Origin of the sequence: Methylophaga sp. UBA2689, assembly GCA_002354555.1 — a bacterium.
GTDB lineage: Bacteria > Pseudomonadota > Gammaproteobacteria > Nitrosococcales > Methylophagaceae > Methylophaga.
The window spans coordinates 10,204-23,207 of record DELT01000072.1 but is presented as its reverse complement, the minus strand read 5'-3'; the positions used below and the strand labels follow the sequence as shown (position 1 = coordinate 23,207).

General features: G+C 46.8%; 15 protein-coding genes and 1 other RNA gene. 6 read left to right on the top strand and 10 right to left on the bottom strand.

Going from position 1 to position 13,004, the window contains the following annotated elements:
- Positions 1-130: 130 nt before the first annotated feature.
- The 6 genes from B3M51_RS08875 to trxA all read right to left on the bottom strand — a co-directional run bounded on the left by B3M51_RS08875 (position 131) and on the right by trxA (position 5,509).
- Positions 131-1,003, bottom strand: coding sequence for an EamA family transporter (locus tag B3M51_RS08875; RefSeq protein ID WP_292758421.1), 873 nt, complete (start codon positions 1,001-1,003; stop codon positions 131-133).
- Complete coding sequence (locus B3M51_RS08870) at positions 1,003-1,536, bottom strand: DUF411 domain-containing protein (RefSeq protein ID WP_292479927.1); 534 nt, start codon at positions 1,534-1,536, stop codon at positions 1,003-1,005. The genes B3M51_RS08875 and B3M51_RS08870 overlap by 1 nt, the downstream gene beginning before the upstream one ends.
- On the bottom strand, positions 1,523-1,774 hold the full coding sequence (locus B3M51_RS08865; protein WP_014708062.1) for a hypothetical protein: 252 nt from the start codon (positions 1,772-1,774) through the stop codon (positions 1,523-1,525). Before B3M51_RS08865 ends, B3M51_RS08870 begins: the two co-directional genes overlap by 14 nt.
- A gap of 2 nt (positions 1,775-1,776) precedes the next feature.
- Positions 1,777-2,874 (bottom strand): TRAP transporter substrate-binding protein, encoded by a 1,098-nt coding sequence (locus tag B3M51_RS08860; protein WP_292479924.1) that lies wholly within the window; start codon positions 2,872-2,874, stop codon positions 1,777-1,779.
- 15 nt (positions 2,875-2,889) lie between these two features.
- Positions 2,890-5,052, bottom strand: a complete 2,163-nt coding sequence (uvrD, locus tag B3M51_RS08855; RefSeq protein WP_292479922.1) for a DNA helicase II — start codon at positions 5,050-5,052, stop codon at positions 2,890-2,892.
- 130 nt (positions 5,053-5,182) lie between these two features.
- Positions 5,183-5,509, bottom strand: a complete 327-nt coding sequence (gene trxA, locus B3M51_RS08850) for a thioredoxin TrxA (protein WP_014708059.1) — start codon at positions 5,507-5,509, stop codon at positions 5,183-5,185.
- A 100-nt stretch (positions 5,510-5,609) separates the two neighbouring features.
- Between trxA and rhlB the strand changes: the two genes are divergently transcribed.
- Genes rhlB through B3M51_RS08835 form a run of 3 tightly spaced genes read left to right on the top strand, consistent with a single transcriptional unit; the run spans position 5,610 to position 7,921 of the window.
- Positions 5,610-6,926, top strand: a complete 1,317-nt coding sequence (gene rhlB / locus B3M51_RS08845; protein WP_292758420.1) for an ATP-dependent RNA helicase RhlB — start codon at positions 5,610-5,612, stop codon at positions 6,924-6,926.
- Entirely contained in the window at positions 6,913-7,242 is a 330-nt protein-coding gene (locus B3M51_RS08840) for a hypothetical protein (protein ID WP_292479918.1), read from the top strand. Before rhlB ends, B3M51_RS08840 begins: the two co-directional genes overlap by 14 nt.
- Positions 7,229-7,921, top strand: coding sequence for a hypothetical protein (locus tag B3M51_RS08835; protein ID WP_292758418.1), 693 nt, complete (start codon positions 7,229-7,231; stop codon positions 7,919-7,921). Before B3M51_RS08840 ends, B3M51_RS08835 begins: the two co-directional genes overlap by 14 nt.
- Before the next feature lie 4 nt (positions 7,922-7,925).
- Here the strand turns inward: B3M51_RS08835 and B3M51_RS08830 are convergent, their stop codons facing one another.
- From B3M51_RS08830 to B3M51_RS08815, 4 genes are read right to left on the bottom strand one after another with little or no spacing between them, the layout of a single operon-like run.
- Complete coding sequence (locus B3M51_RS08830) at positions 7,926-9,098, bottom strand: UbiH/UbiF/VisC/COQ6 family ubiquinone biosynthesis hydroxylase (RefSeq protein WP_292758416.1); 1,173 nt, start codon at positions 9,096-9,098, stop codon at positions 7,926-7,928.
- Entirely contained in the window at positions 9,095-10,297 is a 1,203-nt protein-coding gene (gene ubiH, locus B3M51_RS08825) for a 2-octaprenyl-6-methoxyphenyl hydroxylase (RefSeq protein WP_292758414.1), read from the bottom strand. The genes B3M51_RS08830 and ubiH overlap by 4 nt, the downstream gene beginning before the upstream one ends.
- A gap of 4 nt (positions 10,298-10,301) precedes the next feature.
- Positions 10,302-11,612, bottom strand: a complete 1,311-nt coding sequence (pepP, locus tag B3M51_RS08820) for a Xaa-Pro aminopeptidase (RefSeq protein WP_292758412.1) — start codon at positions 11,610-11,612, stop codon at positions 10,302-10,304.
- On the bottom strand, positions 11,612-12,160 hold the full coding sequence (locus B3M51_RS08815; RefSeq protein WP_014708052.1) for a UPF0149 family protein: 549 nt from the start codon (positions 12,158-12,160) through the stop codon (positions 11,612-11,614). The genes pepP and B3M51_RS08815 overlap by 1 nt, the downstream gene beginning before the upstream one ends.
- 105 nt (positions 12,161-12,265) lie before the next feature.
- Here B3M51_RS08815 and B3M51_RS08810 point away from each other — a divergent pair, with 105 nt between their 5' ends.
- From B3M51_RS08810 to ssrS, 3 genes are all read left to right on the top strand, one after another.
- Complete coding sequence (locus B3M51_RS08810; protein WP_014708051.1) at positions 12,266-12,475, top strand: TIGR02449 family protein; 210 nt, start codon at positions 12,266-12,268, stop codon at positions 12,473-12,475.
- Positions 12,472-12,777 (top strand): cell division protein ZapA, encoded by a 306-nt coding sequence (locus B3M51_RS08805; RefSeq protein WP_292479908.1) that lies wholly within the window; start codon positions 12,472-12,474, stop codon positions 12,775-12,777. The genes B3M51_RS08810 and B3M51_RS08805 overlap by 4 nt, the downstream gene beginning before the upstream one ends.
- Positions 12,778-12,817: 40 nt before the next feature.
- A non-coding RNA gene (gene ssrS, locus B3M51_RS08800) (6S RNA) lies at positions 12,818-13,002 on the top strand.
- Positions 13,003-13,004 lie beyond the last annotated feature (2 nt).

The following is a 13,004-nucleotide window of genomic DNA, read 5'->3' as shown; positions in this document are numbered from 1 at the left end:
GGGTTGTGACTGAAAAAGCGCCATTCCGCGTTTCTCGTCGCTTATTTAGAACAACTAAAAGGCGCTCCTCGTGCCTTGATTGACGCTTTTTCAGCTCACAACAGAGGTGGAGATGAAAGATCAACAAGCCCTAGGTCGTTAACACCAGCAAACAACCAGCAATCATTACTGCGCAGGCCGCTAAGCGGCGAATAATATGTTTTTCATGAAAAATCCGGTAGCCGAGGAACACCTGTAACACCATACTGAGTTGGAATAATGCCAGTGAATACGCCACCAGTAATTGCGAAAAAATCAGCATAGTGGTGTATTGCATCAAAAAAATAAAACCGCCCAGCCACAGAAAATGACTGCGATGTTCTCTGGCTGCTTGCCAATCTATTTGCCAGCGTTTGCCCCCAAACCAGTAATACAGACCAATCGATAATGGCAGGCCAAATAAACACCAGTAAACGGTTGTTGCCAATGCACCGCCACTCAATACGGCATTTTTAAGCGGCAAGGTTCCAATTGAAAATAACAATATGGATAAAAATCGATATTGCACGCCGCGTTGCATGAATAATTGCGACAGTCGGTTTGCAGATGCTGTTGTAGCGGGTGGGAATAACAAAAAACTGCCAAGCAGAATGATTATAACGCCGCTGAGCCCCTGAAAACTGGGTACTTCGCCCAGAAAGATCAGCGCGAGGATCATTGAAATTACAACTTTATAAGCGTTAAGTGGGCCGAAAACAGATAAATCGGTTTTGGATAATGACAAAACCAGAAATAAGGTGCCCGCCATATCCAGCAGGGCAGCCAGTAAAATATTGATCCAGAAGCTGTGATCAATAGCGTTATATTCCACCAGTATTAATAATGGCAGACTGATGCAGGCCAGAACGAGATAGGACAGCATCACAATAAACAGTGAATGCAGACCTTTGTGAGTAAACTGTTTTTGGAAAACGTTAGCCGCGGCGGAGGAAAAAACCCGCCCAAGGACGATCAGTAGTTCCATTACTCAGCAGAGTTTAATGGCAGATAATTATTTTCAGCGTTAGTTTGATAAGCATTAAACATCTGGTATTGGGCATCCTGATCAAAACTGAAGACGATAAAATGATCCTTGCGTGAGCCCATTTCCATGCCTGGTGTGCCGACTGGCATCTGCGGAACCGACAAACCTTCGATATGAGCAGGTTTGTCGATCAGTAATTGCTTAATATCATCAGCCGGCACATGGCCTTCGATCACATAATCATTAATAACGGCGGTATGGCAGGAAGCCATGTTGTTGGGCACGCCCAGTTTCTGTTTAATCGTCGCCATATCATTACTGATCTGATCAATCACCTCAAAATGGTGTTTTTCGAGATGTTCAATCCATTTATGGCAGCACTGACAATTGGCGTCACGGTATACGGTAATCGTTTGTGGTTTTTCCAATTGTAGACGAGCCTGATCCCATTCGCTGGCGTGGAGAGTAGAGGCTAAAGCCAGACTTAGCAGTAAAGTCAGGCCAAAATTTAGCATTTTATTAAGGGCACTCAATCATAATCTCCTGATCCTGGCTGTTTTTCTCGACATATTCCAAAGCCCACAATGTCGACTTATTATTTTCAACATCAATCATCTGCGGCAATTCAACACAATTGATGCCTTGGCTTTTAAATTGATCGATTTCAGCTTCTGTCAGCAGTTTAGGGTTATGCCAGATCGCCGAAATATCATCACTGATTTCAGCCTGAAAAGCTTCCAGACCCTCACGAGTAAAAATAATAAGTACCATGTTTATGGGATATCCAAATAGGCTTTTTCAGAAATAGTCGCCCAATCTTCATCTTGTTCACGGAAGTTTTTATAGGCTTGATGAACACGATTGAATTTGGGATTGTCAGCAGCTTCTTCTGCCAGAGTCTGTTCAGTAATTTGTTTGAGTGTGTTCAATACATCAGCTGGGAAGGGAACGATATTGATGTCTTCACGCTCGCGTAACTCTGCCAGTGCAGCCACATTCTTCTGTTCCATTTCAGATGCCATTAATAGATTTTCTGCTTTAGCTGCATTTTCGATAATAGCTTGCAAATCAGGTGGCAATAAATCCCAGGCACGTTTATTGATGCTGAGCTCCAGCACAGCGCCTGGTTCCTGCCAGCCCGGATAATAATAAAATTTGGCTGCGCGATGCAGACCCAGTCGTTGATCGTGGTAGGGCGCAATCCACTCAGTGGCATCAATGGTATTGCGTTCAAGCGCTGTATAAACTTCGCTGCCAGCAAGCAAAATGGGATTACCACCGGCTTTGGCGAAAACTTTGCCTCCTAAGCCGGGGATACGCATTTTTAAGCCTTGCAAATCCTCCATCGAATTGATTTCTTTATTAAACCAACCCCCCATTTGAATGCCGGTATTGCCTAACGGAAAAGGAACAATATTGTAGGGCTCATAGACTTCACGCCATAAGTCCAGTCCACCACCATGATATAACCAGGCATTCATGCCTCGTGGGGTCATGCCAAATGGGACGGTAGAGAAAAACTGTGCTTCAGGGACTTTACCTGCCCAGTAATAGGCACTGCCATGGCCCATTTCAACGGTCCCCTGGGAAACGGCGTCAAAAGTCTGCAAAGCCGGAATCAATTCACCACCGGCAAATACTTTAACCTTGAGGCGACCATTGGACATGGCTTCCAGATTGGCAGCAAAGCGTTCAGCCCCTTCCTGAAGCACCGGGAAACCTGGTGGCCAGGCGGTAACCATTTTCCATCGATAGATTTTACTGGTATCAATTTCTTCGTTGAACGGGCCAGTGTCATCAGGACCACAGGCGGAGAGTAAGCAGATGCTTACCAGCAATGCCACGCGTCGTATAAATACGGATAAATGCATTATCGTTTTCCTGAATTACAAGGTTTCAAGTTTGGCATAGGCCAAGACCAGCCATTTACTTCCGGCTTGTTTGAAATTCACATGGACCCGAGCGTGACTGCCATTGCCTTCCGTGTCAATAATCACCCCTTGCCCAAATTTCTGATGCATCACCTGTTGCCCGGTTCTGAAACCGTTATCATCAGCTGATTGTGATCGACTGGCAAGTGCCGTCAGACCCGACGCAGCCATATTCTGTGGAGAACGTACCTGATGAACTCGTTCAGCAGGGATTTCACTTAAAAAGCGCGAAGGGCGGGGATGCATTTCCTGCCCATACAAATAGCGTGATTCGGTATACAACAGGTAGAGTGTTTTACGGGCCCGGGTCATGCCGACATAACAAAGACGGCGCTCTTCAGCCAGTCGCAGCGGATCATCCGCTGATTTCTGCCCGGGGAAAAGGCCTTCTTCCATCCCCACCATAAAGACGATGGGAAATTCCAGACCTTTGGCGGAATGCAGGGTCATTAACTGCACGCAATCCTGCCATTGATCACCCTGGTTTTCGCCAGCTTCCAAAGCGGCGTGCGCAAGAAAAGCATCCAGTAACGGCATCTCTTCTTCATCGTCAGCGCGCATAAATTCCCGGCTGGCATTAATCAGTTCGTCCATGTTTTCAATACGACCCTGACCTTTTTCGGTTTTATCCTTGGCGAAGTGCGTGCGTAGTCCACTTTCATCAATCACTAATGCCGTGAGCTCATGTAACGACATAGTGTCGTCTTCTGGTGTTAATGAATCGATCAGTGTCAGAAAAGCCGACAAAGCATTGGCTGCGCGTGCAGGTAATATTTTTTGCTGCAGAAAATCCACGGCAGATTGCCACATGGTCTGGTTGGTTTCGCGGGCATATTGACGCAACTGGGTTAACGTTGCTGCTCCAATACCTCTGGTAGGCGTGTTCACTACCCGTTCAAATGCCGCATCATCACGTCGATTACTGATTAGCCTGAGATATGACAATACATCCTTGATTTCAGCACGTTCAAAGAACCGTAGACCGCCATAAACCCGATAGGGCACAGCCGACTGCATCAAGGCTTCTTCAATGACCCGTGACTGGGCATTGGAACGATACAGCACAGCAACATCACTGCGCTGACCTCCTTGATTCATCCAGTTGCGCACTTCCTGCACCAGATAGGCAGCTTCATCGCGTTCGTTATAAGCGTTATAAAGCTGGATGGGCTCACCATCGGCATCTTCAGTCCACAGCTCCTTGCCAAGACGTTCACTGTTATTCGCGATAACCGCATTGGCTACGGCCAGAATATTGCCGGTAGAACGATAGTTTTGCTCCAACCTTACGGTGCTGGCATCGGGATAATCTTTATGAAATTTCTGGATATTCTCGATTTTGGCGCCGCGCCAGCCGTAAATTGACTGATCATCGTCACCTACAATAAACAGATGTCCGGTTTGACCGGCCAGCACTCTTATCCAGGCATACTGAATGGTGTTGGTATCCTGAAACTCATCGACCAGGATTTGCGAAAAACGTTGTTGATAATGAGCCAGAATATCAGGGCGTTTCAGCCACAATTCATGGCTGCGCAGCAATAACTCGCCAAAATCGACCACACCGGCACGTTCACAGGCCTGCTCATAAGCCAGATAAATCGCCAGCATATTTTGTGAATAGGGATCTTCCCCGGCTTGCAGATGTGCTGCGCGAAGACCTTCATCCTTCTGGCCGTTGATATACCACTGAGCCTGCTTGGGGGGCCACTGAGCTTCGTCCAGTGACATGCCACGGATAATGCGTTTGATCATGCGTAATTGATCATCGCTGTCGAGGATCTGGAAACCTTGCGGCAACCCAGCCTCTTGCCAATGGGAACGCAGTAAGCGGTGCGCCAGACCATGGAAGGTACCAACCCACATACCGCCAATAGGATAGCCGAGCATCTGTTCAATACGACCACGCATTTCTGCGGCAGCTTTATTGGTGAAAGTAACAGCAAGGATGTTTGCCGGTGATAAGGCTTCTGCCTGAATCAGCCAAGCAATTCGATGTACCAGAACACGTGTTTTACCACTTCCGGCACCAGCAAGAATGCGCGTATGCCCCAGCGGTGCGGCAACAGCTTCACGTTGTGGTTTGTTCAGATCATCAAGTAGTTCAGATACATCCATTAGTTTCGTAACATTTCGGAGTGGTGGCCCGGAAAAGCATCAGCTGGAAATAATATGCGATGCAGTGGGTTAAGGCATCTATAGATACAACTATCCCCACAGATTGTGGGGATAGCATTGCATTATGGATTTAGATGTTGCTGTCGAGAAACGCAGCCAATTGTGATTTGGTCAAAGCGCCGACTTTTGTGGCTTCCACTTCACCGTCTTTAAACAGCATCAATGTCGGGATACCACGAATACCATAACGAGGTGGGGTATCTGGATTTTCATCGATGTTCAATTTGCAGACTTTTAATTTGCCTGCGTATTCAGCGCCAATTTCTTCCAGCACCGGCGCAATCATTTTGCATGGACCGCACCATTCAGCCCAGTAATCAACCAATACAGGCATATCAGACTGTAGAACCAGGCTGTCAAAGTCGCCATCGGTCACATTAGTGACGTTTTCGCTCATGTTTTATCTCCAGTGGTATCTAAAGTATTGGACCGCTATACTCGCAAGCCAACATTGAGTAACATTTTTTCTTATCAGTAAAGGTAATGCAAGTATTTATATGAGTGCTCACCTCACCGACACGGCATTTTCATCGCTGCCACTCCATCCGCTCCTGCAGAAAGGCTTGCAGCAAGCAGGTTTTGAATTTTGCACGCCGATTCAGGCTCAGTCTCTACCTTTATTGCTGGCAAACCACGATGTCGCGGGTCAGGCCCAAACCGGTACCGGAAAAACTATCGCCTTTTTATTAGCAACATTTCAACGCTTATTAGCGAATCAGGATGCGCAAAAACCGACTTCAAAGCAACCTCGCGCATTAATATTGGCGCCCACTCGAGAATTGGCAATTCAGATTGTAAAAGATGCTGAATTACTAAACAGTCATGCCGGATTGCGCATTGTGATCGCTCATGGCGGTAAAGATTATCAACGTCAGCGTGATGCAATTGATGAAGGTTGTGATGTTTTGATTGGTACGCCGGGACGTCTGCTGGATTTCCATAAACAACGTGTGTTTAACCTGAACAATATTGAAGCAGTAGTGCTGGATGAAGCAGACAGGATGTTTGATCTGGGCTTTATCAAAGATGTGAGGTTTTTCCTGCGGCGCTTACCCAGTCCTGAAAAACGTTTAGGCATGCTGTTCTCAGCCACACTTAGTTATAAAGTGACTGAGCTGGCTTACGAACATATGAATAATCCTGAAAAAGTGCAGGTCGAGCCGGAAAAGATGATGGGTGACCGGATTGAAGAGTGGATTTATTATCCATCAAATGAAGAAAAAATACCGTTACTGCTGGCGTTGATTAAGCGTATCCAACCTATCCGCAGCATCGTTTTTGTTAACACAAAACAAGTTGCCGAGCGGGTATGGGGCTTTCTGGAAGGTAACGGTTACAAGGCTGCTTTATTATCCGGCGATGTGCCACAGAAAAAACGCGAAAGCCTTCTAAAACATTTTCAGGATGGTGAGTTTCCTTATCTGGTGGCAACCGATGTCGCCGCTCGTGGGTTACATATTCCTGAAGTCAGTCATGTATTTAACTTTGATTTACCGCAGGATGCTGAAGACTATGTGCATCGCACGGGTAGAACCGCGCGGGCAGGTGCCAGTGGCATCGCGATAAGTCTGGCCTGTGAGGAATATGCTTTTTCGTTGCCTGATATAGAGCAATACATCAAACATAAATTGCCGGTAGCGCAAAGCACTGATGAGCAGTTGGAAACACCTCAGCCCAGAATCAGGGCTGAACGGAATCCGCCCCCACGCCATAAAAATAAAGCTCGTGGAGATAAAAGCCATAACAATCGTCCGCGCGACGGCAAGCGTAATAGTGGTCCCAAAAAACCGGTAACGTCGGATGCAAATCAATAGTAACTTACCGGTACTTTTTACTCCGACAAGGCAACCGGATGAGTCGTCTGTCCGACTCCCGGTGTTGTTGGATAAACAATCTGATTTCAATAATGTAAATCGCCAGCCTGTTATCAGCCGCCCGGTCATTGGGGTAACCAGTGATAATGATAGCCAACAGGCGCGTTATATTCGCAACTTCAGTCTGACCAATCGTGAAACTGAGCGTGAGAATACTGCCCAGAACAGATTGCCAGCACAAGTACAAGCCTATCTGCAGGTTGAGGCCCTCAAGGATGTTCCGACTCAGGAGAGATTATTTGATGCGATGGCTTAAGCTTGTCTTGATTTGCAGTTTTGTCTGTTTATTTTCGGCTTGTGCGGCCAATTCGAGTGACGGTTCACCTAACCTTTCCAGCTTTGCCAAAAGCAACATTGACGATGTTATCGAGCTGCATCAGCAACGGGTTATGCAGGATCTGAAAACATTAACGATCAAACTTTATCAACGAAATCCCAATCAGCGTCATGATCGTCATATGCGCACACTGGAAGACAGCGTGGCCAGGTTATTTATGTATCCGGCGGATGTCGGTTTTGCCAAATGGGATGGGTTTGAACCGACCGAGATTATTCGTCTGGCTCTGACGGAGGAATATGATGGTGACAGAGTGCTGGCCTTTACCGTGGGCATGCGGCGGATGTTAATGGCTTCGTACAACAATCAGTCAGAATTTTATTATCTGTCATCTATTGATCAGCAAAAACTCTATAACAGCGCTCGAAATATTGAAATTGCGGCATGGATGCTGGCGGAAAAACGCAATGCGAAGGGTAGAAGGTTATTACTCAGTGATAGCCTCCAGGATGAATCTCGAAACTTGAGTTTTCAACGTATTATTGGTGGCATGATTGCGACTCAGGATAATATTTCCGCCATTATTGCGCAGAAAAATGGCCGACTGGTGAAAACGATGGTGGTGCAGGCGGCCTCGATGATGTTTTTACCCATCTGACTACTTATTTTTCGCCAATCGCCTGCAGCATAATACGGTTTTTCAACCATTGTGATTTATTGACCTGCCTCATTCCGGCTGTTCTCAACCAGCTGACGGGGGTAGCAGACTGGGTAAACAGTCGATGAAAACCATCCATACTGAACTGCATCAGCAGATTTTCTGCCAAACGACGGCGTTGGTATTTTTTTAACGTATGCAGGCTGCCTATCTGACGTTGCTGCTGTACTGCCCAGACAAGCGTTCCTGCCAAAGCCACGGCATCCTGCAACCCAATATTTACGCCTTGCCCGGCTAACGGATGAATAGTGTGTGCTGCGTCACCCAGCAAGGCGAAACCCGGTTTCACATAGTCTCTGGCATGCGCCAATGCCAGCGGGAAACTGGCCCGTTCAGAAACCAGCTCAACTTTGCCCAGTTGATGATTAAATGCTTCTGCCAGTCTTAGTTCAAAACTGTTTTTGTCAATTGTTTTAAGTTGTTCTGCCTGCTCAGTTGGTAAGGACCAGACGATCGAGCATAAATGTGCATCATTCAATGGTAAAAAAGCGAGAGGACCACCAGATAAAAAACGCTGCCAGGCAGTTTTCTGATGTGGCTGTTCTGTGCGTATGGTCGCGACCAGTCCATGCTGCTGATAAGCCCAGCCTCGGCTGGTAATCCCGGCTTGCTCGCGTAATAAGGAATGTGCACCATCTGCAGCCACAATCAGGTCGGCGGTTAAAGCTCGGCCATTTTCCAGGGTGATTTGACCCGTCTGATAATGTTGTGGTTTTTCGGGGCAGATTAAGTCAATTTGCGGATGATTGCTCGCTAGAGCGATTGCCTGTTGTTGAATTAGCTGATTTTCAACGATATGGCCAAGGTAATCGACCCCGATTTCAGCTGCAGAGAATTGCAAAAAGCTATCGGCTGTCTCCCAAACCTGCATTTTCTCAAAGGGACCCAGTCGAGAGGTATACAGATTTTGCCAGACATTTATCTCTGTCAGGATTCGCTGGCTTGAGGGGTTAATCGCACTGACCCGCTGCAAAGGATCATCATCAACTGCCACTTTTGCTGTTTGATGCGCTTCAACTAAGGCAATCTGTAAATCAGTTTGCTTTGCCAGTAACAGGGCAAAGGTGGTGCCGACCATGCCACCGCCGACAATAATCACATCATAGTGGTTTTTCATAATGGCAGCCCCCGGCTAAGTCTGGACTGTTTGCCGCTAAGTCCCATACTTGTTTTAGCCAGCTGATTTTTTATTCTCGGCAGTCCATTAAGTAATGCGAGACTGAGCGAACGACCATGTCCAAGCAGAAAATGCTTATTGCTGAAGGTGTTCACCAGAAAATCCGTAGCATTGACTACTTTATCCTGATCCTGTTGCTGCCAGTCGGCATAATCATTTAACAGACTCGCATGTCCACAGTCTTCAGGATGGGGGGCGATCAACTCTGCCAAAACCGCTGCATCACGTAAGCCAAGATTAAAGCCCTGACCGGCAATGGGATGCAGGCTGTGGGCTGCATTACCAATTAATACGACTCGATTTTGTACGGGCTGGTTGGTTTGCATTAATCCTAATGGGTAGCTGCTACGCTGGCCAATTTTTTCAAAATGGCCGAGCCGGTAGCCAAAGGCTTTTTGCAGCCGTTCAGTAAATTGCTGTTCGTTGCTTGCTAACAAGGCGTGTTCTTCACCTGTTTTTACCGTCCATACCAAACTGCAACGACCCTCAGACATCGGCAATAAGGCTAACGGGCCATGTTCTGTAAAGCGTTCGTAAGCCCAGTTCTGATGTGCTCGTTCAGGTATAACATTAGCTGTGATGGCGGTTTGCTGATATTCACGCTGCCAACAGGTTAACCCCAGTAAGTCCCGAATGGTGGAAAATTGTCCATCGGCACCGACCAGTAATCTGGTTGTGAGTTGCTGGCCATCAGATAATGAGACTGTGACTGATGTAGCGTTTTGCTTCAGGCTGTTAACCTGTAACGGTGTCAGAATACTTAGCGTGTTGTGCTGCTGTAATGCCTGATTTAATTGAATACCCAGATGTTTTGCGGTCATCACCTGACCCAGAGCTGGAACCTGTTCTTTCTGGGCATTCAGACGCGTTACGCCAAAATGTCCCCGGTCTGAAATATGAATGCCGTGAATCGGCGTGGCTTTATCAGCCAGCTGAGACCAAAGTTGCATGGTTTCAAAAATGCGTTGGGAGCCGTAAGACAAGGCAATGCCACGATCATCAAAGCCGGGTTGATGGTGTTCCAGCAGATCCTGAGCTTCTACCAACGCAATACGCAAACCGGTATTTTGTAGTGCCAGGGCCAAACTTGATCCCACCATGCCTGCGCCAACAATCAGTAGATCAAAATCGGTTTTCACGATGTTAGCGAGCTCCAGCCATCAGGGCTTCAATTTCATCAATTTCTTTCGGCGCAGCAGCAGATAATACTTCGTGACCCTCTTTGGTCACCAGCACATCATCTTCAATACGGATCCCAGTGAAATGCCATTTTTTATCAATATGTTCCGGATCGCGAATATATAAACCTGGTTCAACGGTCAGCACCATGCCGGGCTCCAGTAAACGCCAGGTACTATCAATTTTATAATCACCGACATCATGCACATCCATTCCCAGCCAGTGGCCGGTACGATGCATATAAAATTCACGATAAGCCTGATCTTCAATTAACTGATCTACATTTCCCTGAAGCAAACCAAGTTTGACCAGGCCTTCAGTGAGAACCTGCACAGCTGCTTCATGCGGTTGGTTCCAGTGGTTTCCAGGTTTGACTGCCTCAATAGCGGCATATTGCGCATCCAGCACGATTTGATACAACTCCCGCTGAGCCGGTGTGAATTTACCATTCACCGGGAAGGTTCGAGTGATATCTGCGGCATAACATTGGTATTCGGCACCGGCATCAATTAACAACAAATCATTATTTTTCAATTTACTGTTGTTTTCGATGTAATGCAGAATGCAGCCATTTTCACCGCCACCGACAATAGAAGGGTAGGCCGGACTGCGGCAGCCATGTTTCATAAACTCATGTATCAGTTCCGCTTCGACTTCATATTCGAACTTACCCGGTTCGGTAAACTGCATCGCCCGGATATGTGCTTTGGCTGACGCCTCGGCCGCATAGCGCATGTTCTTGATTTCCTGGCTGCTTTTAAAAAGTCGTAACTCATTGAGGCAGTGTTCCAGTTCGATGATTTCAGTAGGTGAGTGTTTGCCGGAGCGGGAGGCCTGGCGAAGATGATTTAGCCAACCGACCATATGCTGATCAAATGCAGGTTGGTTACCCATGGTGTAATAGACTTTTTCCTTGTCCTCCATCAGGCCCGGCAAAATATCATCCAGATCGGCGATAGGATAAGAATCATCTGCATCGTAGATGGCAATTGCACCTTCCTGGCCGGAACGATAACCATCCCAGATTTCCTTATCGAGATCGCGTTCCCGGCAGAACATGATGAATTCGCCGTGTTCCCGTCCCGGGATCAATACCAAAACTGACTCTGGCTCATCAAAACCACACAAGTAGTGAAAATTACTGTCACTGCGAAATGGAAAATCGACATCGCGGTTACGTGGGTGAACTACAGCGTTTGGTAACACGGCAATACTGTCCGGACCCATGATTTCCATCAATCTCTGGCGCCGTTTGGCAAATTCTTTTTTAGTCATTAATGCTCAATTATCTTGTCTTCAGGAGTAGTTGGATTTAACTCACCATAAAGAAGGAAAAGGCCCATTCGGAGATATTCGACTAATTCTTCGTAGTTATTGTCGTCATCGTCACTAGGTTGCAATTCAATATCATCAACCTGACTGATTTGTAACACATCAGTCAGATATTCCTGACAATCTGCTGGCAGTTCAGTTTCGTTGGTCAAGCCAGAAACACCCAAACCGTAAACCAGGCCTTGTGACCAGTCACTTAATGCAGCAAGACGGGAACCCAATGGCGCGTCATCATCCGGCAGTTCCAGCTGAAAATCGAAATCAAGGCTGTTAAGGGACTGCATCGTTTCATCAAACAGACCCAGCAGGTTTTGTTTTTCTTCTTCACCAGGATGATAGTCCTCAAATAAATCGCTATACCAGGTATTACGATTGGCCTGAGAATTCATACATAACAAACCGCATAATGCGCCCTGCAACTCGGCTGTGCTGGCAGGACCATCAGCGGTCACGTTTTCCGGTGACAGAGATGGAAAATATAATTGAGACATAGAGATACAACCTGAAATTAAAAAACACATCATGCAGTTGTTGACCGGGTCAACGGCGCACGTCTATAGTTAGGCATTATTCTCGCATAGCCAAGACGCATATTAATGGATAAAAACCCGATTCAACAACTGGAACAGCAGCTCGATGAGCTGTTACGGGCCAGTAGACGCTTGCGTGAAGAGAATATGTTACTTCGTTCTCAGCAGGCAGCCTGGCTTAGTGAGCGCGCGCAATTAGTTGAAAAAACTGAAATTGCCCGTACCCGCATCGAGAATATGGTTAACCGTCTGAAGCAGCTGGATGAAGAACTATGACCGTACCTGTTCACGTCACAATCCTCGGCAAAGATTATCAAGTTGCCTGTCCAGAAGATCAACAGGATGCGCTAATTGCCTCTGCGCGCATGGTGCATCAGAATATGGAAAAAATTCGTAACACCGGTAAGGTAGTGGGCGTTGATCGCATTGCAGTAATGGCGGCTTTAAATATTGCGCATGAGTTGCTGTCATTACAGCAGGATGAAAGCCAAGACATCAAAAAAGTTAATGAAAAAATTTCTCTGCTTAAAGAGCGGGTTAGTGCATTTATTAACGAAGATAGGCAGTTGGAATTATAAAATACTGACGACTTGGCGAATAAAGTTGCGTATCATTTAATTAACCCTGCGGTGAGCGATAGCGACATGTGTTGTCTTGAGCCGATAAGCAAATGCTTTAGGAAACCAAATTTACGGGGTTGAAAAACAAGCCCGCTCCGACGGGAAGTTTGCCATCCCCATGCGGTTTCCCACTTGAACCAACAGGTTCAAGAACCCCGTTCGTAACGCCACTGTGGGGCCTTTCT

Bases quoted from the DNA above. Each gene is read 5' to 3' on its own strand.
- rhlB (WP_292758420.1), top strand. From the start codon at position 5,610: ATGAGTGCTCACCTCACCGACACGGCATTTTCATCGCTGCCACTCCAT.
- B3M51_RS08865 (WP_014708062.1), bottom strand. From the start codon at position 1,774: ATGGTACTTATTATTTTTACTCGTGAGGGTCTGGAAGCTTTTCAGGCT.
- B3M51_RS08835 (WP_292758418.1), top strand. From the start codon at position 7,229: ATGCGATGGCTTAAGCTTGTCTTGATTTGCAGTTTTGTCTGTTTATTT.
- B3M51_RS08810 (WP_014708051.1), top strand. From the start codon at position 12,266: ATGGATAAAAACCCGATTCAACAACTGGAACAGCAGCTCGATGAGCTG.
- B3M51_RS08875 (WP_292758421.1), bottom strand. From the start codon at position 1,003: ATGGAACTACTGATCGTCCTTGGGCGGGTTTTTTCCTCCGCCGCGGCT.
- B3M51_RS08815 (WP_014708052.1), bottom strand. From the start codon at position 12,160: ATGTCTCAATTATATTTTCCATCTCTGTCACCGGAAAACGTGACCGCT.
- B3M51_RS08830 (WP_292758416.1), bottom strand. From the start codon at position 9,098: ATGAAAAACCACTATGATGTGATTATTGTCGGCGGTGGCATGGTCGGC.
- trxA (WP_014708059.1), bottom strand. From the start codon at position 5,509: ATGAGCGAAAACGTCACTAATGTGACCGATGGCGACTTTGACAGCCTG.
- B3M51_RS08840 (WP_292479918.1), top strand. From the start codon at position 6,913: ATGCAAATCAATAGTAACTTACCGGTACTTTTTACTCCGACAAGGCAA.
- B3M51_RS08860 (WP_292479924.1), bottom strand. From the start codon at position 2,874: ATGCATTTATCCGTATTTATACGACGCGTGGCATTGCTGGTAAGCATC.
- B3M51_RS08805 (WP_292479908.1), top strand. From the start codon at position 12,472: ATGACCGTACCTGTTCACGTCACAATCCTCGGCAAAGATTATCAAGTT.
- uvrD (WP_292479922.1), bottom strand. From the start codon at position 5,052: ATGGATGTATCTGAACTACTTGATGATCTGAACAAACCACAACGTGAA.
- pepP (WP_292758412.1), bottom strand. From the start codon at position 11,612: ATGACTAAAAAAGAATTTGCCAAACGGCGCCAGAGATTGATGGAAATC.